This window comes from Saccharothrix sp. BKS2, from assembly GCF_047689505.1.
In the GTDB taxonomy this organism is placed as follows: Bacteria; Actinomycetota; Actinomycetes; order Mycobacteriales; family Pseudonocardiaceae; genus Actinosynnema; species Actinosynnema lopnurensis.
Genome location: NZ_JAUQOL010000011.1, coordinates 1 through 25451 on the forward strand (window position 1 = coordinate 1; position 25451 = coordinate 25451).

Here is a 25451-nt window from a genome sequence, read left to right on the forward strand (position 1 = left end):
AACCCCCACACCCCTCCTTCCACATCGGCAACGGCATGACCACCCCACCGTGGCCGGACGTGCACTACGCGGGATGATCACGCTCCGCAGCCTGTGGCCCGCCTCTGTGAGGCGGGCCATAGGCCGTTCGAGTGTGGTGTTGCTCGAACGGGGTACTTGTCCCAGGATCGAGTGGAGGTAACACCATGGGCAAGCACCGACTGGTCACGTCCGACGGCTCCCAGTGGGGCGGTCCGGACCTGGTCACCGGTACCGCGTTCCCGGCCGACCGCGAGCGGGCCGAGCCGATCGCGGAGCCCGTCCCGGACGACTGGAGCGTGTCCTCCGACGCGTGATCCCCGCGGTCGGCGAACGTGTGGCCGGTGACGGGATCGCCGGCGTCGGACCGGTCGGCCGAGGAACCACCCCCCGGCCTGGTGCTCATCGGCGTTCTCCCCGGATCAGGCGCTGCGGGCGGCGATGTCACCGTGGTCGGTGGTCGCGTGGATGTTCAGCTCCGCGACGCCGCCGGTGTTCCTGAGGGCGTTGTGGATCCGGCCCAGGGTGGTGCCCGCGTCCAGCGAGGCGGACACCCCGGCGGCGGCCCCGACCGACACGTCCCCGTCCCGGGTGCGCAGCACGAGCGTGCCGCGCACGGCCTCGGTGATGAGGATGTCGCCCTTCCCGGTGCTGATCTCCGCGGGGCCGGTGAGACGACCGACCGAGACGTCACCGGAGAGGGTGGTCAGGCGGAGGCTCGCGGCCTCGTCGAGCTTGACCGAGCCGTGCGCGCCCTCGAAGGCGACGTCGCCCAGCCGCCCGACGCCCCGGAACTCGGCACTGGCGGCCTTCGCCTCGACGCGGGAGCCCGCGGGCAGCTTGACCGTCACCTCGACGGCCCCGGAGCTGCCGAAGAGCTGGTTCTTCGCCGATGCCCCGATCCGCAGGACCCCGTCGACGAGGTCGACCGTGGTCTGCCGCGCCACCGCCACGTCGCGGCTCCTCGCGGCGTCCGCGGGCAGCACCTCGACCGCGGTGTCGGCCCGGTCGGCGGCGATGAACCGGACGTGCCCGGCGGGGATGTCGAGGACGGCGGAGATGGGGGCGGGGGTGTCGAAGGTGTGCATCGCGTGCTCCTCTGTGCCTGTTGTTTCTGACACCGGAAACGCTACGTTGCGTTCGAGGATCGAGCAACGAGATCGTTGCGCATAAAAGCCATAAATGCAGGTAGAAGTTACGACATCATTGCAATGGCTCGGAATCTAACGCAACAGGGGTCGTTCGCTCGTTGCAACCGCTGGAAACTGAACGCTATGCTGGGCGCCTCGGAGCAGCGCGGAGGAGAACCCATGCCGGGAGGCAGGCTCACCCAGCAGGAACGCCGGCAGATCGCGCTGGGCCTGGCCGACGGCCTCGCCTACGCGGAGATCGCCCGGGGTCTGGACCGACCCACCTCGACGGTCACGCGGGAGGTGATGCGCAACGGCGGCCCCACCGCCTACCGCGCCGACCTGGCCCACCGCGCCACCGAGCACCGCGCGCGCCGCCGCAGCCGGACCACACCCGGGGGGTCGCAGGCGCCCGCGCAACCCCACGGGCGCGACGCCGAGGCCGTGCGCGAGTACGAGGAGGCGTTCACCGCCCTGCTCGTGCGACAGGGCCTGCCCAGGATGATGGCCCGGGTGCTGACCTGCCTCTACACCACCGACGCGGGCAGCCTCACCGCGTCCGAACTCGTCCAGCGCCTCCGGGTCAGCCCCGCGTCGGTGTCCAAGGCGATCACGTTCCTCGAAGGCCAGGGCCTCGTCCGGCGGAAGCGCGACGAACGCCGCCGCGAGCGCTACGTCGCCGACAACGACGTCTGGTACCAGTCCATGATCGCCAGTGCCCGGTCCCACGCCGAACTCGCCGAGACCGCGCGGCGGGGCGTCGGGGTCCTCGGCCCCGCCACCCCGGCCGCCGTCCGCCTGGAGGGCATCGCCCGCTTCGTCGACTTCGTCGGCGAGAGCATCACCCGCGCCGCCGAGCAGGCCCGCGAGGTCCTCTCCACGAAGGCCGAGGCGCCGCCCGCGACCGACTAGAGGTCGAGCCCGGTGTCCTCGCTGACCGACCGCAGCGGCGTCACCGTCGGGTGACCCTCGGCCAGCAGCGCCGCGTCGCTGCCCGGCGGCAGGTCGCCCTCCACCAGCACCGAGGTCAGGTCGATCGACCCGTCGTCGGTGTCCTTGACCCGGCTCTGCACCGCGCCGAACTCCGCCAGGCTCGCCCGCTTCGGCTCGCCCGCCCCGGGCCGGTTGGGCACGTTGAGGTTGAGCACCGCGCCCGGCGGCAGCGCGGCCAGCCGGTCGAACAGCTGCGTCGCCACCGCGACCGCGGCGTCCCAGTGGTGCTCGGCCCCCTCGCCCAGCGGCACGTCCAGCGACACCGCCATGGCCCGCGCGCCGTTGATCGACGCGGTCAGCGCCGCGCCGACGGTGCCCGAGTGCAGCACCGCCCGGCCCACGTTCGCGCCCCGGTTCACGCCCGACAGCACCACGTCCGGCGGGTCGCCGAACGCGCCCTGCGCCGCGACCAGGGCGATCAGGCCCGGGTGGGCGGCCACCGCGAAGCCGGGCACGTCCGGCAGGCCGGGCAGCTCCTGCCGGGTCACCCGCACCCGCCGGTCGTCCTCGGCCGCGGTCAGGCCCGCGCTGGTGCCGCTGGCCTCGCGCTCGGGCGCGGCCACCACCACGTCCCACCCGTGGTCCCGGGCCCCGCGCGCCAAGGCGTGCAGACCGGGGGAGTCGATGCCGTCGTCGTTGGTGATGAGCACCCTCACGCCGCGTCCCATGGCTTGAGGGTTACCCGTTCGGTCAGCTCCCTCACCACGTCGCCGCTGCCGGTGCCCAGGCCGTGCCGGGTGATGTTGACCGCGCCCGCCGCCGCGCCCAGCCGCAGCGACTCCTCCAGCGACCGGCCCTGGGACAGCCCGGCCGCCAGCCCGGCGGTCATCGAGTCGCCGCCGCCCCGGGTGTCCACGGGGGACAGCTCCGGCACCTCGACGAGGAAGAACGAGCCCTCGATCAGGGCCAGCGTCTCGTCCGCCGCGCGGGACACCACCACCGCCCGCGCGCCCGACTTCGCGATCTCCCGGCACCCCTGCGCCAGGTCGGCGAGCTCGTCGGACTCGGCGAAGCCGTCGGCCACCAGCTCCGTGTGGCTGACCTTGACCACGTCGGGGCCGCCCTCCAGGGCCGCGGCGAGCCGCCCGCCGGACAGGTCCACCACGACCCGGCAGCCGTTGCCGCCCAGGTCGCGGGTCAGCCGCTCGTACACCGAGTCCGGCACCGGCTCGTCGTGCTCGGCGGGGCCGCTGAGCACGGCCACGCCCGCGTTGAGGCCCTCGACCAGCGTCATCTCGTACAGGTCGTCCAGCTCGTGGCGGGTCAACGCGTCCGCGGGCATCCGCACCAGCTGGTCGCGCCCGCCGTCGCGGCGGTCGTGCACGTACCCGCCGTTGCGCGCGGCGACCTCGCGGACCTTGAGCTCCACGCCGATGAGGTGGCGCAGCACATGTCCGGTCTCACCCCCCAGCGCCGCGCAGAGCACGACCTCCGACCCCAGCGACTCGATCATCCTCGACTGCCACACGCCCTGGCCACCCGCGTGGACGTGGATGTCCGGCGCACCGTCCAGCTCCTCCACCGTCACCGTGAGCTCCGGCGACGGCGCGAACACCACCACTCGACCCGTCATAAACGGACATCTACCCCGTTCCGGTGAAATCGAAGCATGTCGGACCACCGGTGGTCGGACGGGGATTCACCTGCGGAGGTGAAGGATCCGGTGTGGTCGGGCGGCGCGCGCGGATCTTCGCAAGAGTCCCCCGTACCGCGCCGATCGCCGTGGTGGGCGCACCGGGTGAACCAGGGGTTCACGCCATGACCAGTGTCCTGAAGGACCAGAAGTTCAGCATCGTCTTCGACTGGTTCGACCAGGGTCGGGACGGTCATCTCACCAGGGACGACTTCCAGGCCACGGCCCGGATGTTCGCCCGGGTGGCCCACCAGGACGACCACGCCACCATCACCGCCATCCACGACGCCTTCGACGCGTGGTGGGAACTGGTGCTGGAGCACGGGGACACCGGCGGCGACGGCAGGATCTCCCGCGAGGAGTTCACCACCGTCATGCTGGTCAACGTCACCGCGCCCGAGCACTTCGACAGGGCGGTCATGGCGATCGCCGACGCGGTGATCCGCGCCCTGGACACCGACGAGGACGGCGTCCTGAGCCACGACGAGTACGTGCGCCTGTACGACGTGCTCGGCATCCCGAGGGAGCACTCCAGCGCGGCGTTCACGAAGCTCGACCTGGACGGCAACGGCGAGATCAGCCACGCCGAGTTCCGCCAGGCCATCTCCGACTTCTACCTCAGCGCCGACCCGGACGCGCCGGGCAACCACCTGCTCGGACCGGTCACCCCGTAGTCCGGGCCGGCGGGCGCCGGCGGGTGGGGCACCGGCCAGGCGGTGCCCCGGTCGGCGGGGTCGCACCGCTACCGGACCGGCCGCCGGCGCGGGGCCGGCCGCCCTTCATCGGGCCGGCCGCTCCCACAGGGCCGACCGTCCTCGCCGCGCTCACCACGCCCACTTCACCGCGTCGGCCGCCCCTCACAGCGCCGGCAGCGCGAAGTCCTCCAACCACGCCCGGAAGAACGCCTCCAGCGGCAGGGCCGTGTGCCGCTGCACCACCGCCGCGAAATCCGCCGTCGTGGCGGTCCGGTGCCGGAAGGTCCCGGTCCAGTCCCGCACGGCGGCGAAGAAGTCCTGGTCCCCCACCCGGTCCCGCAACGCGTGCAGCACCAGCGCCCCGCGCTCGTACACCCGGTCGTCGAACATGTTCGCCACGCCCGGGTCGCCCAGCCGCAGGTCCCGGGGCAGCCGCGACAGCCGCGCGTGCGCCCGTGCCGCCTGCCCGGCGGCGCCCGGACCGCCGGAGCGCTCCGCCCACAGCCACTCCGCGTAGCAGGCGAAGCCCTCGTTGAGCCAGATGTCGCGCCACCGGGCCAGGCCCACGCTGTTGCCGAACCACTGGTGCGCCAGCTCGTGCGCCACCAGCCGCTCGCAGCCCCGCCGCCCGTCCACGTGGTTGGCGCCGAACACCGACATGCCCTGCGCCTCGACCGGCACCTCCAGCTCGTCGTCGGTCACCACGACCTGGTACCGGCGGAACGGGTAGGGGCCGAACAGCTCCTCGAAGACCTCCACCATCCGCGGCTGCCGGGCGAAGTCGTACCGGGCCGCGCGCAGCAGCCGGGCCGGCGCGTGCAGGTCCTGGCCGTCGGCCAGCGCCAGCCGCTCGTACACCCCGACCTGCACCGACGCCAGGTAGGTCGCCATCGGCTCGGTCTGCTCGTAGACCCACGTGGTGGTGCTGCCGCCGACCCGCCCGTCGACCAGCACGCCGTTGGCCAGCACCGTGTAGGCCGACGGCGCGGTGACCGCGATCCGGTAGGTCGCCCGGTCCCGCACCAGGTCGTTGCACGGGAACCAGGACGGCGCGCCGACCGGTTGGCTGGCCACCAGCGCGCCGTCGGTGAGCTGGTCCCAGCCCAGCTCGCCCCAGTGGCGCGTGCGGACCGGCCGCGCGGTGCCCGCGTAGCGGACCTCGGCGGTGAACGGTCCCGCCACCGGCCGCTGCGGGCGCACGCGCAGCTTGCCGCCGCCGTGGGTGAACCGGGCGGGCCTGCCGTCGACCAGCACCCGGCTCACCGCCAGCGGGCCGAAGTCCAGCACCAGCCGGTCCGACCGGGCCTCCGCGACGGCGGACAGCACCGCCCGCCCCGCCAACCGCCCGGTGTGCGGCCGGTAGTCCAGCTCCAGGTCGTAGTGCCCGACCCGGTACCCGTCGTCGCCGTGGTCCGGCAGGTACGGATCGGTCATCGCCAGGCGGAGATCGGGTTGCCCAGCCACCGCGTGCCCGCCGGCACGTGCTCGCCGCGCATGACCAGCGACGCCGGGCCGACCGCGGCGTGCTCGCCGACCCGCGCGCCGGGCAGCACGATGCCGTGCGGGCCCAGCGTCGCGCCGGCGGCCAGCTCGACCCGGTCCAGGCGCAGGATCCGGTCGTGGAACAGGTGGGTCTGCACCACGCACCCCCGGTTGACCGTCGCGCCGTCACCCAGGCGCACCAGGTCCGACTCGGGGAACCAGTGCGACTCCACCCACGTGCCCCGGCCCACCCGGGCGCCCAGCGACCGCAGCCACAGACCCATCACCGGCGACCCGCCGGCCGAGCCGATCAGCCACGGCACCGCCAGCACCTCGACGAAGGTGTCCGCCAGCTCGTTGCGCCACACGAACCCGCTCCACAGGGGGTGCTCCCGCGTCCGGAACCGGCCGACCAGCAGCCACTTCGCCGCCACCGCCACCGCGCAGGCCACCACACCCGCGGCCAGCAGCACCGGCCCGGCCAGCAGCGGCCCCACCTCGCGCACCGCGAGCAGCACGCCGATCACCAGCGCCACGTGGCACATCACCGGCACGACCCGGCACAGCTCCACCAGCGCCCGCGCCACCACCAGCCGGCGCGGCGGGTCGAACGTGCGGCTCTGGTCGCCCTCCTCGGCCGCGCGCGGCAGCTTCATCGGCGGCATCCCCAGGTAGGAGCTGCCCGCCTTGGCCTTGCGCGGGGTGGCCGACAGCACGCCGACCAGGCCGCGGTTCGGCACGGCGCGACCGGCCGCGGTCATGCCCGAGTTGCCCAGGAACGCCCGCTTGCCGACCCGCGCGGCGGCGATGCGCAGCCGCCCGCCGCCCAGCTCGTAGGAGGCCACCATGGTGTCGTCGGCGAGGAACGCGCCGTCGCCGATGGTGGTCATCTTCGGCAGGGCCAGCACGGTCGACGCCTCGACCCGGCGGCCGACCCTCATGCCCAGCGCGCGCAGCCACACGGGCGTGAACAGGCTGGCGTACAGCGGGAACAGCGCGACGCGGGCCATGTTCATCAGCCGCTCGGTGGCCCACGCCTGCCAGGCGACGCGGCTGTGCACGGGGTAGGTGCCCGCGCGCAGCCCGAGGCCGAGCAGCCGCACCGACACCAGCACCAGCAGCGCGTAGGTGCCGAGCCACGCCACCGCGGCCAGCGGCGCGGCGAGCAGCGCCGAGACCGGCGTCAGCGGTTCGCGCACGACCAGCAGCACGGCCGGCGCGGCCGCCACCGCGGGCAGCAGCCCCAGCGCGGAGGTGGTCACCCCGTAGGCGAATTGCCACCGGCGCGACCGCGGCGGGCGGGGTCCGGGCCGGGCGGCCTTGCCGTCGCGCGTGGCGGGCACACCGGCCCACCGCTGACCGGTGGGCACCGAACCGGTGACGCCGGAACCGGGCGCGACCTCGGCCCGCTTGCCGATCCGGGCGCCGGGGAACAGGGTGCTGCGCGCCCCGACGACCGCGCCCGCGCCGACCCGGATGCGGCCGACGTGCAGCCGGTCGCCGTCCAGCCAGTGCCCGGACAGGTCGACCTCGGGTTCGATCGCGCTGCCCTTGCCGAGCTTGAGCAGGCCGGTCACCGGCGGCAGCGAGTGCAGGTCGACGTCCGGGCCGATGCGGGCGCCCAGCGCGCGGGCGTAGTGCGTGATCCAGGACCCGGCCAGCTCGGTCGCGCCGCTGAACCCGGCGAGCCGTTCGGCGGTCCACAGCCGCAGGTGCACGTGCCCGCCGCGCGGGTAGGTGCCCGGCCGCACGCCGCGCAGCAGCAGGCGGGCGCCGCCGGCCGCGATGGCGATCTTGCCGGGCGGGCTGACGAACAGCAGCCAGCCCGCGGCGATCCACCACCAGGACACCGGCGCGGTCAGGCCGAGCGCGGTGCCCAGGGCGGCCAGCAGCACCGACCACCGGGCGCCGACCAGGCTCGTCAGCGGCACCAGGAGCAGCAGTTGCAGCGCGCCGGTCCAACGCGGTGTCGGCGCGACCTCGCGGGTGGTGGCCCGGTGCCCGGACAGCTCGTCCAGCCGCGCGGCCAGCGCCCGCAGCGTCGGGTGCTGGTAGATGTCGGAGACCGAGCCGCCGGGGTGGCGGGCGCGGATCAGCGACACCAGCTGCGCGGCCGCGAGGCTGCCGCCGCCGTGGGCGAAGAAGTCGGCGCCGGGGTCGCCCACCCGGGAGCCGAGCACCTCGGCCCACTGCTCGGCCAACCACGCCTCGGTGCCGACCAGCCCGGTGGGCGCGGCGTCGTCCGCGCCGGGCAGCGGCCACGGCAGGGCGGCGCGGTCGACCTTGCCGGAGGTGCGGGTGGGCAGCGCGTCCACCGAGGCCAGCAGCGGCACGAGCGCCGCGGGCAGCGCCGAGCGCAACCGGGCCGCCGCGGCGGCCCGGTCGAAGTCGGGACCCGCGACCACGTACCCGACCAGGACCTGGTTGCCGCCCCTGGTGGAGCGCACCGCGGCGGCGGCGCCGGCGACGCCGGGCAGCGCCTGGAGCGCCGCGTCCACCTCGCCCAGCTCGATCCGCCGCCCGCCCAGCTTGACCTGCTCGTCGGCGCGGCCGAGGAACAGCAGCCCCTCGGGCTCCGCGCGCACCAGGTCGCCGCTGCGGTAGGCGCGCGACCAGCCCAGCGCGGGCAGCGGCGCGAACTTCTCCGCGTCCTTGGCCGGGTCCAGGTAGCGGGCCAGGCCGACGCCGCCGATCACCAGCTCGCCGGAGCCGCCCATCGGCACCGGCGCGCCGGAGGCGTCGACCACGGCCAGCTCCCAGCCGTCCAGCGGCAGCCCGATGCGCACCGGGCCCTCGCCGGTCAGCCGCGCGGCGCACGCCACCACGGTCGCCTCGGTGGGGCCGTAGGTGTTCCACACCTCGCGGCCGTCCACGGCCAGCCGCTCGGCCAGCTCCGGCGGGCACGCCTCGCCGCCGAAGATCAGCAGCCGCACGTCGTCCAGCGCGTCCACCGGCCACAGCGCGGCCAGCGTCGGCACCGTGGACACCACGGTGATCTCGCGCTCCACCAGCCACGGCCCGAGGTCGAACCCGGTGCGCACCAGCGCGCGCGGCGCGGGCACCAGGCACGCGCCGTGGCGCCAGGCCAGCCACATCTCCTCGCAGGAGGCGTCGAACGCGACCGACAGGCCGGCCAGCACGCGGTCGTCCGGCCCGATCGGGTCCTCGGGCAGGAACAGCCGGGCCTCGGCGTCGACGAACGCGGCGGCCGCGCGGTGCGTGACCGCGACGCCCTTGGGCCTGCCGGTGGAGCCGGAGGTGAAGATGATCCACGCGTCGTCGTCGGGGCCGGGCGTCCCGACCGCGCGCGTCGGCGTGCCCCGCAGGGTGAGCCGCTCGCCGAGCACGGCGCAGACACCGGCCTCGCCGAACACCAGCTCGGCGCGCTCGTCCGGGTCGTCGGCGTCCACCGGCACGTACGCGGCGCCCGCCGCCAGCACGGCCAGCACGGCCACGTACAGGCGGGCCGTGCCGGACGGGGCCCGGACGCCGACCCGGTCACCGACGCCGATGCCCGCCGCGACGAGCTCCCGGCGCAGCGCGTCGACCTCGTCGAGCAGGTCCCGGTAGGTCAGCGGGACGGTGCCGTCGTCCAGGGCGGGGGAGTGGGGGTACCGGCGCGCGGTGTCGGCGAGGACGTCGAGCAGGGTGCGCGCGGGGGCGGCGGGGCCGGCGCGGAACAGCGCCGGCGCGTCGACCGGCGCGGTGGTGTCGTGGACGAGGGTCACCGGCGGGCACCGGCGGGACGCGAACGCACTGAGTGGTCCTCCAAGGGGGTGGGAACGACTGCGCTCACACCCGGCGGGGACCGGTCGGGCAGTCTCCGGCGATCGCGACCGCGGAACCGCCGGAGAACGACTTTACCGGGGATTAACGCGGTCGTCGCGCCACCGGCGATCGCGAGTGGGTGGTGTCACACCCGGTCAGGAGGCCGCGCCGGTGCCGCGCGCGGGCGTGCCGAGCTCCTTCTCCACCAGTGGCATGACCTCGGTGCCGAGCAGTTCGATCGCCTCCATCACCAGCCGGTGCGGCACGCCCGACCAGTCCATCTGCATGGCGTAGCGGTCGGCGCCGACCAGGCGGCCCACCGAGACCAGCCGCTCGGCGACCTCCTCGGGGCTGCCCGCGAAGATCGAGTTCGCGTCGCGGGTCCAGGCGTCGTAGTCGGCCCGGGAGGGCACCGACCAGCCGCGCGCGCGGGCGCCGTACCGCATCGTCTCCAGCCAGTACGGGTAGAACGCCTCCTTGGCGTCCTGCGACCGGCGGGCGATCAGGCCGATGGCGCTCATCGTCACCTCCAGGCCGTCCTGCCCGCCCGCCTCGCCCGCGCGCCGGTACAGGTCGACCAGCGGGGCGAAGCGCTCGGGCTCGCCGCCGATGACCGCGTAGACCACGGGCAGGCCGAGCAGGCCCGCGCGGATCGAGGACTCGGGGTTGCCGCCGGTGCCGACCGAGACGCGCAGCCGCCCGCGGTAGGGGCGCGGGTAGACGTGCGCGTTCTCCAGCGGCGCGCGGAACCGGCCGGACCAGGTGATCGGGTCCTCCCGGTCCAGCCGCAGCAGCAGCGCCAGCTTCTCCTCGAACAGCTCGTCGTAGTCCTCCAGGCTCGCCCCGAACAGCGGGAACGACTCGGTGAACGAGCCGCGGCCCGCCAGCAGCTCGGCGCGGCCCCGGCTGAGCTGGTCGAGCGTGGTGAACTGCTGGTAGACCCGGACCGGGTCCTCGGTGCTGAGCACGGTGACCGCGCTGCTGAGCGTGATGCGCTCGGTGACGCTCGCCGCGGCGGCCAGCACCGTGCCGGGGCTGGAGACGGAGTAGGCGGGCAGGTGGTGCTCGCCCAGGCCGTAGAAGCCGAGGCCCAGTTCGTCGGCCAGCCGGATCCGCTCCAGCGACTGCCGGAGCGCGTCGGCGACGGTGACCTGCTCGCCCGTTCCCGGGTCGGGGTGCCGGTCGCCGAAGCTGTACACGCCGAGCTGCATACCATTCGCGGACACGTCAACAAATTAGCGCGTGTTTGATGACGCGTCAACAAGTTGCTAGCTTGGCCACATGGGCGAACCGCGGTGGCTCGACGAGCGCGAGTCGGCGGTGTGGCAGGCGTACCTGGCCGTGCACCGCGAACTGCACGGCGCGCTGGAGCGCCAACTCCTGCGCGACTCGGGCCTGTCCAACGCCGACTACGCCCTGCTGGCCCCGCTGTCGGAGGCGCCGGACGGGGTGGTGCGCTCCCGCGAGCTGGGTCGGCTCGTCGGGTGGGAGCGCAGCAGGCTGTCCCACCAGGTCGCGCGCATGGAGAAGCGCGGGCTGGTGGTGCGCGAGGAGTGCGCGGAGGACGCCCGGGGCTCGATGGTGCGGCTCACGCCGGCGGGGCGCGCGGCGATCGGGAGCGCCGCGCCGGGCCACGTGGCGACCGTGCGGCGCTACCTGTTCGACGCGCTGCCCGCCGAGGAGGCCGAGGTGCTGGGCCGGGTGCTGCGCCGCGTGCTGGACCGGATCGCCGCCGACGGCTGACCGGGCCGCTCCGGCCGGCCGTGCTGCTCTCCGATCGCGCTGCTCTGGCCGGCCACGTCGCTCCGGTTGACCGGGCCGTTCGTGCCTGCCGCATCGTTCTGGCCGGCCGCGCCGCGTCGGAAACGGCGGGAGCGGGAAAAGGGGCCGCGCGTGGTGCGACCCCCTCTCCGCCCCCCCGGGTGCCGGACGACGGCCTACCCTTCCGCCGGTCCGGTGGTGGCGTTCGGCCGTCGGGTGCCGAACGCGTACCCAGCCTCGCGCACGCGCGCGGCCGGGCGCATCGCCAACCATCCGTATCCACTTCCGTATCCCCACCCCCGCGCCGGTGTACGCGGGCATCCGTACGCGCCGGCGACGAATACGGATGTCGGTTGATGCGCCCACCCCCGCGTCCCGGCCAAGGTGAACGCTGAACCACCCCCTCGCGAAGGAGAAGACGTGCAGCTGACGGCGGAGTTCGCCCCTGATCGGCAGGCTCTGGTAGGCGGTCCGCTGCGCGGCTGGCAGCACCACGCGCACGAGGACGCCCTGGCCGCGCGGGGACCGGCGCACCTCGCCGAGCTGCCCAACGGCCTGGAGGTGCTGGTCACCACCATGGGCCTGGAGGCCACCCGCACGCTGCTCAACGACACCCGGCTGTCCAAGGACGCCGGCGGGCTGCGCGCCGCGATGCAGCAGCAGCTGTCCGACAAGGGCAAGCCGACCGACCTGTCGCGGATCATCGGCCCGTCGATGCTCAACACCGACCCGCCCCACCACCGCCGGATGCGCGCCCTGGTGTCGCAGGCGTTCACGCCGCGCCGCGTCGAGGCGCTGCGCCCGGTGGTGGAGCGCACCGCCACCGAGATGGTGGCCGCGATGTCCGGCGAGGCCGACCTGATCAAGGAGCTGGCGTTCCCGCTGCCGCTGGCGGTGATCTGCGACCTGCTGGGCGTGCCGCCGGAGGACCGGATGCAGCTCAACCGCTGGACCTCCGGCATGATGACCGAGCGCCCCGAGCTGGTCGTGCCCGCCTCCGACGCGATGGTCGGCTACCTGGCGGGGCTGATCGAGTACAAGCGCGAACGCCCCGACGACGCCCTGCTCAGCGCCCTGGTGCAGGCCCGGATCGACGGCGAGCAGCTGACCCCCGAGGAACTGGTCACCACCGCGATCCTGCTGGTGGTGGCGGGTCACGAGACCACCACGGGCCTGATCGGCAACACCGTCGCCGCGCTGCTGGCCCTGCCGGGCGCCTGGGAGGGGCTGACCACCCCGGAGGCCGTGGCCGACGCGGTGGAGGAGTCCGCCCGCTGGGACCCGCCCACCCGGGTGACGCCGCACTACCGGGTGGTCACCGACATCGACCTGCCGGGCACGGTGCTGCCGGAGGGCGCGCTGATCATGGTCGGCCTGGGCACCGCCGGGCGGGACCCGGGCGTGCACGGCCCCACGGCCTCGCGCTTCGACCCGCGCCGCGCCGCCACCTCCGGCAACGCCGCCCTGGGCCACGCCACGTTCGGCCACGGCATCCACTACTGCCTGGGCCACCACCTGGCCCGCATCGAGGCCCGCGCCGCGCTGACCGCCCTGCGCGAGCGCTTCCCGAACGCCCGGCTGGCGGGGGACGCGGCGGAGTTCGCGCGCGACGACAAGGTCGTGCCGAACACGTTCTCCTCCGTGCCCGTGACCCTGGAGCCCTGAGCCGATGTCCGTCCGACTGGGGGAACGCGCCCGGCCCGGCACCGCCACGCAGTGTCACTCCGCGAGGTTGGCCAGCAGGGTGATCAACTGGTGCCGGTTGGCGATGTCCAGCTTGCGGTAGATGCGGGTCAGGTGGGTGTGGACGGTGGCCGGTGAGATGACCAGGCGGTCGGCCACCTCCGGGTTGGACAGGCCGTCGCCCACCAGCCTGGCCACGTTCCACTCCGCCTGGGTCAGCCCCGCCGGCCGCCGGTCGCGGGGTCCGGCGGGCTCCGGCTCGTCCAGGACCGCGGCCAGCGCCTGCTCCACCGACTCGGCGGGGTTGGCGTAGGCGCGCTCGTAGGCGTCGTCGCCCAGCGTCGCCCGCGCCCGCGCCGCGGCCCGGCCGCTGAACAGGGCGAAGGGGACCAGGCCGTCCACCCGCACGCCGGTCACCCGGTGCAGGCCGTGGGCCAGGCCGAGCATCCGGGCGGCGGCGGCCGCGTCACCGGCCTCGGCGTGCGCCCAGCCCAGCGCCTCGATCGTCCACAGCGGGCCCCACTTGTCGCGGATCGCCCGCTGCACGCGCAGGCCCTCCCTGAGCACCTCCAGCGCGCGGGTGGGTGAGCCCCACCGGGTCTGCACCACGCTGCGGCACCAGTGCGCCCAGCTGATCCCCCACAGCGCGCCCAGCCGCTCGCACTCGGCGAAGAACTCCTCGGCGGCGGGCTCGGCCTGCTCCCGCGTGCCCAGCAGCACCAGCGACACGGTGTGCAGGATGTGCGCCAGGTGGTGGTCCACCGCGAAGTGCGGGCCCATCGCGCCGAACCCCTCGTGCGCCTGCCGCAGCAGCTCCACGCCCCCGATCTCGCCCAGGGCGAGGACCTCGTAGGCGCCGCGCACGAACGTCACCGGCGGCAGCGGGACCCCCACCTCGCCGGCGAGCCCGATCAGCTCCTCGACGCGGCGCGCCACCTGCGCGCGTTCCACGCCCAGGCACAGCGCGATCCAGGCGTCCAGCGCCATCGCGCTCACCCGCAGCGGGTCGGCGGTCGCCGGGGTCGCGGCCAGCGCGCGCCCGAGCCACAGCCGCTCCTCCGGTAATCGGCCGGCGTAGGTGTACCAGCGGGTGCGGGCCAGGTCGACGCTCATCTGCAACCCCGCGTGCGCGGAGGCCGGGTCGGTGATCAGGTCGGCCAGCACCACCCGGTGGTTGGCCATGTCCAGGTCGACCGCCGCCAGCAGCGCGGCCTCGTTGTGCCCGACGAACCCGCCGGCCAGCCGCGCCGCCTCCTCCCGGAAGAACGCCTGGTGCCGCGCGTGCACGTCGGCCAGGTCGCCGGAGGCGCGCAGCCGGACCGCGCCGTGCTGCCGCAGCGGCTCCAGCAGGTGGTGGCGGCTGCGGTCGGCCGAGGGCAGCGCGATGGACTTGTCCAGCAGCCCGGCCAGCGCGTCGGCGACCTCGTCGCGCCCGAGCTCGCCGCCCGAGCACACGGCCTCGGCCGCGGGCAGGCTGAACCCGCCCTCGAACACCGACAGCCGCGCCCACAGCAGCCGTTCGGCGGGGGTGCACTGGGCGTGGCTCCAGTCGATCATCGCGGCCATGGTCTGGTGGTGGGCGACCCTGGTGGTGTCGTTGGCGGTCAGCACGCGCATCACGTCGTCGAGCCGGTCGGCCAGCAGCGACACCGGCATGGACCGCATCCGCACCACGGCCTGCTCGATCGCCAGCGGGATGCCGGCGGTGCGCCGCAGCACGCGCACCACGTCCGGCCAGTTCTCCGGCGTGACCCGCCACCCCGGCACGCCCGCCTCGGCGCGTTCCACCAGCAGCGCCACCGACTCGCAGGCCGCCGACGGCGGGGCGTCCTCGGCGGGCACCTCCAGCGGCGGCACCATGACCAGCACCTCGCCGGGCACCCGCAGCCGCGCCCGGCTGGTGGCCAGCACCCGCACCCCGGGCGCCGCGCCGAGCACCGCCCGCACCAGCCGCGCGACCGGCTCGACCAGGTGCTCGCAGTTGTCCAGCACCAGCAGCACCCGCCGTGACCGCAGGTAGTCCACCAGCGTGTCCAGCGGGGTGGTGGTCGCCTGGTCGGGCACGCCCACGGCGCTGAGCACGACCTGGGCCAGCAGTTCCGGGTCGCCGCCGCGCGCCGGCGCCAGCTCGACCACGCGCACGCCGTCGTCGTAGGCCCGCTGCACCTGCCCGGCCAGCTCCAGCGCCAGCCGCGTCTTGCCCCCGCCGCCGACGCCGGTGAGCGTGATCAGCGGTGAGGCGCCGAGCCGCCGGCGCAGCTCGGCGAGCAGTTCCTTGCGTCCGACGAACGAACTCAGCGCCCGCGGCACACCACCGGTTGCCTGGCCCCGCTCGGTCATCCGGACACGGTACGACACCGGCCCGTGGGACTCGCGTCAGATCCACAAAACACTGGGGTTCGCAAATCCTTGCAAAAGCTTTTTCGAATAACCCCTGGTAGGGCCTTCCGCAGTCGATCACCCCAGCTCTGGTCTGCAAACAATTGCACCACCTTGCGCAAAGGTGCGTGACGGGGGCGGCGAGCAGGATCGCGACCACGACGACGTGCCCGAGCCCTGCTGATCGCCCGGGGTCTGATCGGGTCGGTGTTGGGCGAGAAGGGGCGGGACTTCTTCGTCTTCGGCGAGGTCGCCGCGTTCGTCGTCCGGGACGCGGCGACTTTCAGGACCAGGTGAGCACCGACTCCACCTCGACGTCGAGCTCGGAGACCGGGATGTGGCCGAACTGCTCGACCACCACCCGCCCGTCGCGCCGCCGCCACGTGCCGTGCACCCGGCCGTCCACCACGACGTGGGGCGCCGGGGCCCCGCCCGGGGTCCGCACCAGCGGCGCGTGCGCCGGGTCGAGCAGCAGGTCCCGGTCCTGGTAGCCGAGCAGGAAGGTGTCGAACGGGCCCAGCAGCCGCACCGTGTCCTCCAGGGCGGGCGCGTCGGCGGTGGACAGCCGCCAGCCGTGCCCGCCCGGCACCAGTTCGGCCGAGGGGAACTCCGCGCCCACCCGGTCGGCGGGCAGGCCGCTCCAGGCGGCGAGGTCCTCGACCGTGGCCGGGCCGTAGGCGCGCAGGTAGCGGCGGGCCAGCTCGGGCAGGCCGGGCCGGTGCCCCGGATCGGGGTCGGGCAGCGGCCGGTAGGTCGTCTCGCCCGCGCAGACCACGCCCCGGTTGGCGGCGTAGGCGAGCAGGTGGGAGGGCGCGGGACCGGCCGGGTCGAGCGCCACGCCGACCCCGGCGAGCCGGTCGACGAGCGCGGTCCTGGTCAGCGGTTCGGTCAGCACCTCGCGCAGCGCGCCCAGCGCCCGCTCGCACAGCTCGTCGGTCAGCCCGAGCTCCAGCCGCCGCGGTCGGCCGCGCGCGATGTTGGCCGGGCCGAGCAGCGCCACCAGCCAGGCCGCGTCGTCGCGGTGCAGCAGGTGCACGGCGCCGCGCAGGGCGCAGGTGCGCACCACGTCGCCCCGGTCGAGGGCGGCCCGCAGGTCGGCGTGGCACAGGCCGGTGGTGCGGGCGCGGACCGCGAGCCCGGCGGCGGCCACGTCCTGGGCCTGCACGGCGAGCACGTCGCGCAGCAGCTCGGACAGGGTGCGGGCGGGGTCGGTCAGGCGCTGCGCCCGCATCCGCAGCGCCCTGGCCCGGCGGGCGGTCACCGCGGCCTCGCGCCCGTGGAGCCGCGCACCACCAGCTCCGGGAGGAACACGAACAGCGCGGCGCGCACGTGCCGCACGAAGCCCTCGATCTTGCGCAGCACCGGCACGAACCGCCGCGGTCCCACGGCCAACCCGATCCGCTCGTGCCCCAGCTCGACCAGGTGCGACACGGCCAGCCGCACGGCCGCCCGGTCGTCGGTGGACATGAACGGCGCGGAGATCCGCTCGGTGTAGCCGTTGATCATCACGAACGGGGTGCCGCGGCCGGCGAGCCGGGCGTAGCGGTCCACGTCGGCGGTGGAGTCGGCGTGCAGGCCGGAGACGAACACGATGCCGGCCACGCCCCGGTCGACCAGCATCTCGGTCAGCTGGTCCTCGGTGGACCCGCCGGGCGTCTGGGTGCACAGCAGGGGCGTGCAGCCCGCGCCGGTCAGGACCTGCTCCACGGCCTGGGCCAGGGCCGGGAAGATCGGGTTGTTCAGCTCGGGGGTGATCAGGCCGACGAGCCCGGCGCTGCGCTGCCGCAGGCGCGGCGGGCGCTCGTAGCCGAGCAGGTCCACGGCCGCCACCACCGACTGGCGCGTGGTGGCGGACACGCCGCGCTTGCCGTTGAAGACCCGGCTGACGGTCGCCTCGCTGACGCCCGCCTGCGTGGCGGTGTCGCTCAGGCGAGCGGGCACGCCCTCCATGGTGATCCCTCCGTCGCGTCGACACGGCGCACACGGATGAAAGACCTTGCAAACACTTTCAGCAAGTCCTTGACAGTTACGAGTGGGCGGCGGGCCCCGGTCAGGGCGCGAGGCCGGGGGAGGCCAGGCAGCGGGCGGCCTGCTCGGCGCCCGCCGCCAGGGCCGCGTCCACGCCCGCGCCGCCCAGGTGGGCCACCAGGAAGCCGGAGAAGAACGCGTCGCCCGCGCCGTTGGTGTCCACGATCCGCTCGACCGGCGCGGCGGGCACGGTGTGCACCTGCCCGTGCTCCAGGGCCAGCGCGCCCCGCGCGCCGAGGGTGGCCACGGTGGGCTTGCCGGTCGAGTCCAGGAACCCCAGCAGCGCGTCGTGGTGGGCGAACCCGTCGTCGTTGAGGAAGACGCGGTCGGCGGCGCGCAGGAAGTCGCGGTGGAACTCGGCGGTCCCGTCGTAGTCGTGCAGGTCGCACCACACGGGCACGCCCGCCGCGCGGGCGGGCGCCAGCAGCGGTCGGGCGTGCTCGGCCAGGTCGACCACGGCGACGTCCGCCGCCGCCAGCGCGGCGAGCGAGCGCTCGTCGTGCCGGGGGCGGGGCAGCTCGGGCAGCTCCAGGTAGATCGACACCCGGCCGCCGTGCGGGTCCATCAGGTTGAGGTGCTGCTCGGTGGCGCCCTCGGCGGTCTCCGCGATCACCTCGACCCCGGCGGCGGCCAGCACGGCGAGCACCTCCCGGCCGGGCTCGTCGTCGCCGACCACCGTGCGCAGGGTGACCCGGGCGCCGAGCGAGGCCAGGTTCAGCGCCTTGCCCGCCGAGGTGCCGCCCACGGCCGTGCGGTGCCCGGTGGCGAAGGTCGTGTGGGGCCGGGCCTCGGGCAGCCGGTCGAGCAGCACCAGCCGGTTCCACGACACGGGCCCGGCCACGAACACCTCGGGTTTGCGCACGTCGTCCAGTGTGGCGGGTGGAGATCACCCCCGCTCGGGATCACACCGCTCGGGATCACACGGCGGGGAACGACACCACCAGGGACTCCAGCCGGCGGGTCAGGGGCGGCACCGGCGACCACCGGGCGGATTCCCGGCGCAGGTCGGGGCAGCGCTCCAGCAGGACGCGGAAGCACTCGTCGGCCTCCATCCGGGCCAGCGCCGCGCCCAGGCAGTAGAACGCGCCCAGGCCGAAGGCGGTGTGCCGGTTGGGCCTGCGGGTGATGTCGAAGCGGTCGGGGTCGGGGAAGACCTCCGGGTCGCGGTTGCCGGCCATCATCGCCAGGTAGAACCGCTTGCCCGCGGGCAGGTCGAGGTCGCCCAGGGCGAAGGGCTCGGTGCTCTGCCGCACGATCAGGCTCGCCGGGCCGTCGCAGCGCAGCATCTCCTCGACCGCGGTGGGCGTCAGCGAGGGGTCGGACCTGAGCAGGGCCAGCTGGTCGGGGTGGTCCAGCAGCAGCTCCAGGCCGTTGGCGATCAGGCCTGCGGTGGTCTCGTGCCCGGCGAACAGCAGCAGCACGCAGTTGGCGACGATCTCGTCCTCGGTGACCACGCCCTCGGCCTCGGCGGCGATGAACGTGCTGATCAGGTCGTCGCGCGGGTCGTCCCGGCGCTGCCGGACCAGCTCGCGCACGTAGTCCTGCATCTCCAGCACGCTGCGCTGCGAGCGCCGCAGCCGGTCGACGTCGGCGAGCTGGAAGATCGCCACGATGTCGCGCGACCACGCCTGGAGCCGTTCGCGGTCGGTGGTGGGCATCCCGAGCAGCTCGGCGATCACGTTGGCGGGCAGCGGGTAGGCCAGGTCGGTGACCACGTCCATGCGGCCGCGCCCGGCCACGGCGTCGAGCAGCTCGGTGGTCAGCTCCCGCACGCGGGGGCGCAGGCCGTTGACCGTGGCGGGGGAGAAGTAGCGCTTGAGCAGCTGCTGGAACCGGACGTGGTCGGCCTCGGTGGTGTGCCCCATCCACAGGTCCATCGACAGGCGCAGGGGCAGCAGCTCCTGCCGCTCCTCGGGGCTGAACGCGTCCAGCAGCTGGGCCATGTTCGCGGGGACCAGGCGGCGGTCCTTGAGCACCGCGACGATGTCGGCGTGCCGGGTTAAGAGGAAGGCGTCGAGCCGGGGGATCGCGCTGACCGGGGACTCGGCGCGGATCTTGTGCAGCAGGGCGGTCGGGTCGGCCGTCGCCTCGGGGGAGAAGAGGTCGTGGGCCGGGAGCGCCAGGGTGGAATCGGTCATGCCCGCCAGTCTGTCCAGTCCGCGCGGCGCGGCACCAGGCGCGTCAGCGCACTGGCGTAACCGAGACTCTTTCGTGTATCTGCCATTATCGCTTCAGTGTTGACTTAAAAAATCCACTCGATCGTGTGAGGTGAGGAAGGATCACGTCCATGGCGCGGACAAGGGTGGGCTTGATCGGGGTGGGCACGATCGCGGCGACGCACCTGGAGGTGCTGGCGGAGCGGCCCGAGGTGGACCTGGAGTTCACCGCGGACCCGGTGGCCGGGCCGCCGGTGTTCCGGGGTGCGAGGCCGCCGCACCACGCCGACCCGGCGGAGGCGTTGGCCGCGCACCGGCCGGACCTGGTGGTGATCGCGACGCCGGCGGACTCGCACGTGGACCTGGCGGCGCTGGTGCTGGGGTCCTCGGGGGCGCTGGTGCTGGTGGAGAAGCCGTTGGCGCTGGACGTGGCGTCGTTGGCGCGGCTGGGGGAGCTGGGGGATGGTCGGGTGTTCACCGCGCACCACTTCGCGTTCTCGCCGGAGGTGGGGTGGGCGGCGGCGCTGGTGGCGGCGCACCCGGAGTGGGGTCCGGTGACGGGGGTGACGTCGTTGTTCTGCGACCCGTACGTGGGTCGGGGGGAGGGGGCGTTCGCCTCGTACGTGTCGCCGTGGGCGGATTCGGGGATCAACCAGCTGACGGTGTTGGCGCGGTTGGTGGAGCCGACGGCGGTGACGGCGCTGGAGGAGGCGGGGGACGCCGCGTGGGCGGTGGTGGCGTTCCGGTCGCGCGGCGCGGAGGGGGTGGCGCGGTTGCGGGTGGACTGGCGGACGGGGGCGAGCAGCAAGTCCAGCGTGGTGGTGTGCGGCGAGGTGGAGGTGTGGTTGGACCACACGGCGATGACGGGGTTCGCGTGCCGTGGCGGGGAGCTGCTGGCGTCGTGGGGGAGCGACGGTCGGACGCCGAGGAAGGTCGCGCACTACCGGCCGTTGTACGCGAGCCTGCTGTCGGGTCGGCCGGACCCGGTGCTGGGGTTCGGGGTGGCGTCGCGGTTGACCGCGCTGCACGCGGGTCGGTAGTCCCGTCAGACCTGGTGCTGGGCCCACCAGCGGCGGCCGCTGTCGCCGAGGGTGGAGATGGGGTCGTAGTAGGGGTGGCGTCGGTCCAGGGCGTGGTCGTCGTCGAGTTCGATGCCGGTGCGGTAGTTCTTGGTCCAGTAGGAGATGCCCAGTTCGCGGTCGTAGTCGTGGAGTTGGTGGACCCAGCGCTTGCCGACGTAGGGGACGTCGCAGACGATGCGCGGGGTGGCGTAGCCGGGCAGGTAGCCCATGATGGCGTGCTGGAGCGCCTGGGCTTCCCAGACGGCGACGCGCCAGTGCTCGGCGTTGGGGATCATGTCGCACATGTAGAAGTAGTAGGGCAGCACGTTGGCCTCGCCCTGGAGGGCGAAGCAGAGGTCGAGCAGGTCGTCCGGGGTGGCGTTGACGCCGCGCATGAGCACGCCCTGGTTGCGCACGTCGCGGACGCCGACCTCGAGGGCGGTGCGGGCGGCTTCGGCGACCAGGGGGGTGACCGACTGGACGTGGTTGACGTGGGTGTGGATGGCGAGGTTGGCGCCGCGGCGGGCGGCGGTGCGGGCGACGCGTTCGAGCCCTTCGACGACCTTGGGCTGGAGCCAGTGCTGGGGTAGTCCGGCGAGGGCCTTGGTGGCCAGGCGGATGTCGCGGACGGTGTCGATGTCGAGCAGCCGCATGAGGAAGTTCTCCAGCTGCGGCCAGGGGACGTTGGCGACGTCGCCGCCGGAGACGACCACGTCGCGGACGCCGGGGGTGCGCTTGAGGTAGTCGATCATGCGGTCCTGGCGGTCGGCGGGTTTGAGCGCGAGCTTGTGCTTGGTGACCTGGGGGGTGGAGTTGCCGACGAGGTCCATGCGGGTGCAGTGGCCGCAGTACTGGGGGCAGGTGGAGACCAGTTCGGCGAGGACCTTGGTGGGGTAGCGGTGGGTGAGGCCCTCGACGACCCACATCTCCGCCTCGTGGAGGGAGTCGCGGGTGGAGTGGGGGTGGCTGGGCCAGTCGGGGTCGCGGTCGGAGGCGACGGGGAGCATGTAGCGCCGCACGGGGTCGGCCAGGAAGGCGGTGGTGAAGCCGTCGGGGTCGAGGGGTGCGTCGGGCGCCATGGTGTTGAGCATCTGGGGTGGGACCAGCATGGACATGGTGGCCAGGTGGTGCTGGTCGGCGGCGAGGTCGTCGTAGAAGCGGTCGGTGAGCAGGTCGCCGGCGAGCTCCCGCAGCTGCTTGGGGTTCTTGACGCAGTGGGCGCGTTGCCACTGGGCGTCGCGCCACTGGGCGTCGGTGACGTGGCGCCAGCCGGGGAAGCGGCGCCAGTCGGGTTCGACGAGTTCGCGGCGTGCGTAGGTGTAGGGCTGGGGGGTGGCCGGGACGGGGGCGACCTCGTGCAGCGCAGTCATCCATGCTCCCTACAGCTTGAGTGGCGTGAAGATATGTTGCCAGATGGCCGGTTGGGCGTAAATATTTCGGCCGGGAGCGTTTTGGTGTGGTCGTGCGTTGAGGTGGGTATGCGCGTGTTCGCGGTACTGCTGATCGGTCTGGCCGTCGAGGTCACCGCCCTGGTGGCGGCCTTCGGCGCCTGGGGCCCGTTGCCGACCCTGGGTCTGCTGCTGCTGGGTGGGGTGGCGGGGACGGTGCTGTTGCGGCGGGAGGGGACGCGGGCGCTCGGGGCGTTCTCCGAGGCGATGCGCACCCGGCGGGCGCCGCACCGGGAGGTGGCCGACGGGGTGCTGATCGCCGCGGCGGCGTTCTTGATCATCGTGCCGGGTTTCGTCAGCGACGTGGCGGGCCTGCTGCTGCTGTTCCCGCCCACGCGGCGGCTGCTCAGCGGGCGGATGGCGCGTCGGGCGGAGCAGCGGGAGCGGGCGATGGTGCTGAACCTGCGCCACGGGCGCGACCCGATGGCCGGTGGTGTCGTGGTCGACGGTGGTCTGGTGGACGGGGGTGTCGTGGACGGTGGCGTGGTGATCCGGGGCGACGTGGTGGACGTGCGGCCGGAGGACCCGGGTCGGCGGCCTGAACTGCGCTGACGCCGATCGCCTCGCGATTGCTCCGCTCCGCCCTGCTCTCTCGGCCCCGGGCCCCCTGCCCCGCCGGTTCCGGTGGGGGTGTCGCGGAAGCGGACGTTGGGTACGTGAAGCGGCATGACGGTCATCGGTGTGCACGCGTCCCACGAGCAGGTCCACCCCAGCGCGCTCCTGGCCGCCGTCCAGCGGGCCGAGCAGGTCGGCTTCGACGCGGCGATGTCCTCGGACCACTTCTCACCGTGGAGCAGCAGGCAGGGGCAGTCGGCGTTCGCCTGGTCGTGGCTGGGTGCCGCGCTCCAGTCGACCGGGCTGCCGCTCGGCGTGGTCAACGCGCCCGGTCAGCGCTACCACCCGGCGATCATCGCCCAGGCCATCGGCACGCTCGGCGCGATGTATCCGGGCCGGTTCTGGGCGGCGCTGGGCAGCGGCGAGGCCAGCAACGAGCACATCACCGGCGAGGTGTGGCCGGACAAGGCCACCCGCAACGCCCGGCTGCGCGAGTGCGTCGAGGTGATCCGGGCGCTGCTGCGGGGTGAGGAGGTCACCCACCGCGGTCTGGTGACCGTCGACCGGGCCAGGGTGTGGACCCGGCCGGAGGAGCCACCACCGCTGATCGGGGCGGCGGTGAGCGAGGCGACCGCCCGCTGGTGCGCGGAGTGGGCCGACGGGTTGATCACCGTCAACGCCCCCGTCGAGCAGCTGGAGCGGATGCGCGACGCCTACCGGGAGGCGGGCGGGCGGGGCAAGCTGCACCTCCAGGTGCACCTGAGCTGGGCGGAGAGCGAGGACGAGGCGACCGCGCTGGCGCACGAGCAGTGGCGCAGCAACGTGTTCGCCCCGCCGGTGTGCTGGGACCTGGACCTGGCCGAGACCTTCGACGTCGTCTCCGAGCACGTCACGGTCGAGCAGGTGGCGCAGGTGGTCAACATCTCGGCCGACCTGGGCCGGCACGCCAAGACCCTGCGCGAGTACGCGGACCTGGGCTTCGACGAGATCTACCTGCACCACGTGGGCGTGGAGCAGGAGCGGTTCCTCGACGCCTTCGGCGAGCGGGTGCTGCCGGAGGTGCGGGCGTGAAGCTGACCAGGACCGCGGACCTGTGGTGGAAGAACGCCGTCGTCTACTGCCTGGACGTGGAGACCTTCCACGACTCCGACGGCGACGGCTGCGGCGACTTCCGGGGGCTGGTGGAGAAGATCGACCACCTGCACCGGCTGGGCGTGACCTGCCTGTGGCTGATGCCGTTCTTCCCCACCCCCGACCGCGACGACGGCTACGACATCACCGACTTCTACAGCGTCGACCCGCGGCTGGGCACCCTGGGCGACTTCACGGAGTTCGTGCGCACGGCCCGCGACCGTGGCATGAGGGTGATCGCGGACCTGGTGGTCAACCACACCTCCGACCAGCACCCCTGGTTCCAGCAGGCCCGCGACCCGGACTCGCCGATGCACGACTGGTACGTCTGGGCCGACGAGAAGCCGGCCGACGCGGACGAGGGCATCGTCTTCCCCGACAAGGAGAAGTCGCTGTGGACCTACGACCGCAAGGCGCGCAAGTACTACCTGCACAAGTTCTACAAGCACCAGCCCGACCTGAACGTGGCCAACCCGGCGGTGCGCGACGAGATCGCCCGCGTCATGGGGTTCTGGATGGAGCTGGGGCTGTCGGGGTTCCGGGTGGACGCGGTGCCGTTCCTGCTGGAGGCGCCGGTGGAGGCGCTGCCGGACCCGCACGAGTACCTGGGTGACCTGCGGGCGTTCCTGTCGCGGCGCAACGGCGAGGCGGTGCTGCTGGGCGAGGTGAACCTGCCCTACACCGAGACGATGCGCTTCTTCGGCGACAACGACGGTGTGGGCGACGAGCTGCACATGTGCTTCGACTTCATCGGCATGCAGCAGATGTTCCTGTCGTTGGCGCGCCAGGAGGCCAGCCCGCTGGCCCACGCGCTCAAGGAGCGGCCGCAGCCGCCGCGCGACTGCCACTGGGCGACGTTCGTGCGCAACCACGACGAGCTGACCCTGGACAAGCTGACCGTGCCCGAGCGGGAGGAGGTCTTCGCGGCCTTCGGCCCCGAGGAGGACATGCAGCTCTACGGGCGCGGTCTGCGCCGCCGCCTGCCCTCGATGCTGGGCGGCGACCTCGGGCGGATCAAGATGGTCTACAGCCTGCTGTTCTCGCTGCCGGGCACCCCCGTGCTGTTCTACGGCGAGGAGGTCGGCATGACCGAGGACCTGTCGCTGGAGGGGCGGCAGGCCGTGCGCACCCCCATGTGGTGGGACGCCGCTGCGGAGCAGCGCCGCGACGAGGACTCGCTGCTGTCCTGGGTGCGGCTGCTGGTCGAGCGCTACCGGGAGTGCCCGGAGCTGGCGTGGGGCGCCTTCCAGGTGCTCGACACCGCCGAGCCGGGTGTGCTGGCCCACCGCTGCGACATCGACGGCGGCACCGTGGTGGCGGTGCACAACCTGGCCGACCGCGACGCCACCGTGGAGATCGACAAGCTCGACGGCGAGCTGACCGACCTGCTGGTGGACGGCACGGTGCCGGTGAAGGACGGGGTGGCCCGCGTGGAGCTGGGCCCCTACGGCTGCCGCTGGTTCCGCCAGGTCTAGCCCCGGGCGCGGTCACCTCCGGCGCCGGGTCCCGTGACGGGGCCCGGCGCCGGTC

The 25451-nt window shown here is 74.0% G+C and carries 20 protein-coding genes and 1 pseudogene; 9 read left to right on the forward strand and 12 right to left on the reverse strand.

Annotation, left to right across the window (positions count from 1 at the left end; genetic code table 11):
* Positions 1-185: 185 nt before the first annotated feature.
* On the forward strand, positions 186-335 hold the full coding sequence (locus Q5530_RS23255) for a hypothetical protein (RefSeq protein WP_415364875.1): 150 nt from the start codon (positions 186-188) through the stop codon (positions 333-335).
* Between the two features lie 105 nt (positions 336-440).
* Here Q5530_RS23255 and Q5530_RS23260 read toward each other — a convergent pair whose 3' ends face one another.
* Entirely contained in the window at positions 441-1106 is a 666-nt protein-coding gene (locus tag Q5530_RS23260) for a DUF4097 family beta strand repeat-containing protein (RefSeq protein WP_415364876.1), read from the reverse strand.
* A 222-nt stretch (positions 1107-1328) separates the two neighbouring features.
* Between Q5530_RS23260 and Q5530_RS23265 the strand changes: the two genes are divergently transcribed.
* Positions 1329-2060: a helix-turn-helix domain-containing protein gene (locus Q5530_RS23265; RefSeq protein WP_415364877.1), complete on the forward strand. Its 732-nt coding sequence runs from the start codon at positions 1329-1331 to the stop codon at positions 2058-2060.
* Here the strand turns inward: Q5530_RS23265 and surE are convergent.
* Both surE and Q5530_RS23275 read right to left on the reverse strand, forming a co-directional pair.
* On the reverse strand, positions 2057-2797 hold the full coding sequence (gene surE / locus Q5530_RS23270) for a 5'/3'-nucleotidase SurE (RefSeq protein ID WP_415364878.1): 741 nt from the start codon (positions 2795-2797) through the stop codon (positions 2057-2059). The two genes, Q5530_RS23265 and surE, sit on opposite strands and share 4 nt — an antisense overlap.
* Positions 2794-3714: a 1-phosphofructokinase family hexose kinase gene (locus Q5530_RS23275; protein WP_415364879.1), complete on the reverse strand. Its 921-nt coding sequence runs from the start codon at positions 3712-3714 to the stop codon at positions 2794-2796. The genes surE and Q5530_RS23275 overlap by 4 nt, the downstream gene beginning before the upstream one ends.
* Positions 3715-3899: 185 nt before the next feature.
* Here Q5530_RS23275 and Q5530_RS23280 point away from each other — a divergent pair, with 185 nt between their 5' ends.
* Positions 3900-4448, forward strand: a complete 549-nt coding sequence (locus Q5530_RS23280; RefSeq protein ID WP_415364880.1) for an EF-hand domain-containing protein — start codon at positions 3900-3902, stop codon at positions 4446-4448.
* A 183-nt stretch (positions 4449-4631) separates the two neighbouring features.
* On the opposite strand, the gene Q5530_RS23285 is transcribed toward Q5530_RS23280, so the two are convergent.
* From Q5530_RS23285 to Q5530_RS23295, 3 genes are all read right to left on the reverse strand, one after another.
* Positions 4632-5903 (reverse strand): M1 family metallopeptidase, encoded by a 1272-nt coding sequence (locus Q5530_RS23285; protein WP_415364881.1) that lies wholly within the window; start codon positions 5901-5903, stop codon positions 4632-4634.
* Positions 5900-9679: a Pls/PosA family non-ribosomal peptide synthetase gene (locus tag Q5530_RS23290; RefSeq protein WP_415364882.1), complete on the reverse strand. Its 3780-nt coding sequence runs from the start codon at positions 9677-9679 to the stop codon at positions 5900-5902. Before Q5530_RS23290 ends, Q5530_RS23285 begins: the two co-directional genes overlap by 4 nt.
* A gap of 195 nt (positions 9680-9874) precedes the next feature.
* Positions 9875-10930 carry an LLM class flavin-dependent oxidoreductase gene (locus Q5530_RS23295; protein WP_415365127.1) on the reverse strand — a complete coding sequence of 352 codons (1056 nt, stop codon included), beginning with the start codon at positions 10928-10930 and terminating at the stop codon, positions 9875-9877.
* A 70-nt stretch (positions 10931-11000) separates the two neighbouring features.
* Between Q5530_RS23295 and Q5530_RS23300 the strand changes: the two genes are divergently transcribed.
* Both Q5530_RS23300 and Q5530_RS23305 read left to right on the forward strand, forming a co-directional pair.
* Positions 11001-11462 (forward strand): MarR family winged helix-turn-helix transcriptional regulator, encoded by a 462-nt coding sequence (locus Q5530_RS23300; RefSeq protein WP_415364883.1) that lies wholly within the window; start codon positions 11001-11003, stop codon positions 11460-11462.
* A 438-nt stretch (positions 11463-11900) separates the two neighbouring features.
* Positions 11901-13145, forward strand: coding sequence for a cytochrome P450 (locus Q5530_RS23305; RefSeq protein ID WP_415364884.1), 1245 nt, complete (start codon positions 11901-11903; stop codon positions 13143-13145).
* Positions 13146-13199: 54 nt separating this feature from the next.
* Here the strand turns inward: Q5530_RS23305 and Q5530_RS23310 are convergent, their stop codons facing one another.
* The 5 genes and pseudogenes from Q5530_RS23310 to Q5530_RS23330 form a co-directional block, all read right to left on the reverse strand.
* The gene (locus Q5530_RS23310; RefSeq protein ID WP_415364885.1) at positions 13200-15503 is read right to left on the reverse strand and encodes an ATP-binding protein; all 2304 of its coding nucleotides are present in this window, start codon (positions 15501-15503) and stop codon (positions 13200-13202) included.
* A gap of 322 nt (positions 15504-15825) precedes the next feature.
* Positions 15826-16803, reverse strand: coding sequence for a winged helix DNA-binding domain-containing protein (locus Q5530_RS23315; RefSeq protein WP_415364886.1), 978 nt, complete (start codon positions 16801-16803; stop codon positions 15826-15828).
* A gap of 77 nt (positions 16804-16880) precedes the next feature.
* Positions 16881-17492: pseudogene (locus Q5530_RS23320) on the reverse strand (LacI family DNA-binding transcriptional regulator); the annotation flags it as partial.
* A 100-nt stretch (positions 17493-17592) separates the two neighbouring features.
* Positions 17593-18432: a carbohydrate kinase family protein gene (locus Q5530_RS23325; RefSeq protein WP_415364887.1), complete on the reverse strand. Its 840-nt coding sequence runs from the start codon at positions 18430-18432 to the stop codon at positions 17593-17595.
* A 55-nt stretch (positions 18433-18487) separates the two neighbouring features.
* Positions 18488-19708, reverse strand: a complete 1221-nt coding sequence (locus tag Q5530_RS23330) for a cytochrome P450 (RefSeq protein ID WP_415364888.1) — start codon at positions 19706-19708, stop codon at positions 18488-18490.
* Positions 19709-19857: 149 nt separating this feature from the next.
* Between Q5530_RS23330 and Q5530_RS23335 the strand changes: the two genes are divergently transcribed.
* Positions 19858-20766, forward strand: a complete 909-nt coding sequence (locus tag Q5530_RS23335) for a Gfo/Idh/MocA family protein (RefSeq protein WP_415364889.1) — start codon at positions 19858-19860, stop codon at positions 20764-20766.
* 5 nt (positions 20767-20771) lie between these two features.
* Here Q5530_RS23335 and Q5530_RS23340 read toward each other — a convergent pair whose 3' ends face one another.
* A complete protein-coding gene (locus tag Q5530_RS23340) occupies positions 20772-22157 on the reverse strand; it encodes a KamA family radical SAM protein (RefSeq protein ID WP_415364890.1) in 1386 nt (461 codons plus the stop codon).
* A gap of 108 nt (positions 22158-22265) precedes the next feature.
* Between Q5530_RS23340 and Q5530_RS23345 the strand changes: the two genes are divergently transcribed.
* The 3 genes from Q5530_RS23345 (at position 22266) to Q5530_RS23355 (ending at position 25396) form a co-directional block, all read left to right on the forward strand.
* Positions 22266-22787: an FxsA family protein gene (locus Q5530_RS23345; RefSeq protein WP_380635229.1), complete on the forward strand. Its 522-nt coding sequence runs from the start codon at positions 22266-22268 to the stop codon at positions 22785-22787.
* 114 nt (positions 22788-22901) lie between these two features.
* A complete protein-coding gene (locus Q5530_RS23350; RefSeq protein WP_415364891.1) occupies positions 22902-23861 on the forward strand; it encodes a TIGR03885 family FMN-dependent LLM class oxidoreductase in 960 nt (319 codons plus the stop codon).
* On the forward strand, positions 23858-25396 hold the full coding sequence (locus Q5530_RS23355) for an alpha-amylase family protein (RefSeq protein ID WP_415364892.1): 1539 nt from the start codon (positions 23858-23860) through the stop codon (positions 25394-25396). Before Q5530_RS23350 ends, Q5530_RS23355 begins: the two co-directional genes overlap by 4 nt.
* Positions 25397-25451 lie beyond the last annotated feature (55 nt).

Bases quoted from the DNA above. Each gene is read 5' to 3' on its own strand.
- Q5530_RS23310 (WP_415364885.1), bottom strand. From the start codon at position 15,503: ATGACCGAGCGGGGCCAGGCAACCGGTGGTGTGCCGCGGGCGCTGAGT.
- Q5530_RS23255 (WP_415364875.1), top strand. From the start codon at position 186: ATGGGCAAGCACCGACTGGTCACGTCCGACGGCTCCCAGTGGGGCGGT.
- Q5530_RS23345 (WP_380635229.1), top strand. From the start codon at position 22,266: ATGCGCGTGTTCGCGGTACTGCTGATCGGTCTGGCCGTCGAGGTCACC.
- Q5530_RS23340 (WP_415364890.1), bottom strand. From the start codon at position 22,157: ATGACTGCGCTGCACGAGGTCGCCCCCGTCCCGGCCACCCCCCAGCCC.
- Q5530_RS23330 (WP_415364888.1), bottom strand. From the start codon at position 19,708: ATGACCGATTCCACCCTGGCGCTCCCGGCCCACGACCTCTTCTCCCCC.
- Q5530_RS23300 (WP_415364883.1), top strand. From the start codon at position 11,001: ATGGGCGAACCGCGGTGGCTCGACGAGCGCGAGTCGGCGGTGTGGCAG.
- Q5530_RS23295 (WP_415365127.1), bottom strand. From the start codon at position 10,930: ATGCAGCTCGGCGTGTACAGCTTCGGCGACCGGCACCCCGACCCGGGA.
- Q5530_RS23260 (WP_415364876.1), bottom strand. From the start codon at position 1,106: ATGCACACCTTCGACACCCCCGCCCCCATCTCCGCCGTCCTCGACATC.
- Q5530_RS23335 (WP_415364889.1), top strand. From the start codon at position 19,858: ATGGCGCGGACAAGGGTGGGCTTGATCGGGGTGGGCACGATCGCGGCG.
- Q5530_RS23275 (WP_415364879.1), bottom strand. From the start codon at position 3,714: ATGACGGGTCGAGTGGTGGTGTTCGCGCCGTCGCCGGAGCTCACGGTG.
- Q5530_RS23265 (WP_415364877.1), top strand. From the start codon at position 1,329: ATGCCGGGAGGCAGGCTCACCCAGCAGGAACGCCGGCAGATCGCGCTG.
- Q5530_RS23285 (WP_415364881.1), bottom strand. From the start codon at position 5,903: ATGACCGATCCGTACCTGCCGGACCACGGCGACGACGGGTACCGGGTC.
- Q5530_RS23350 (WP_415364891.1), top strand. From the start codon at position 22,902: ATGACGGTCATCGGTGTGCACGCGTCCCACGAGCAGGTCCACCCCAGC.
- Q5530_RS23280 (WP_415364880.1), top strand. From the start codon at position 3,900: ATGACCAGTGTCCTGAAGGACCAGAAGTTCAGCATCGTCTTCGACTGG.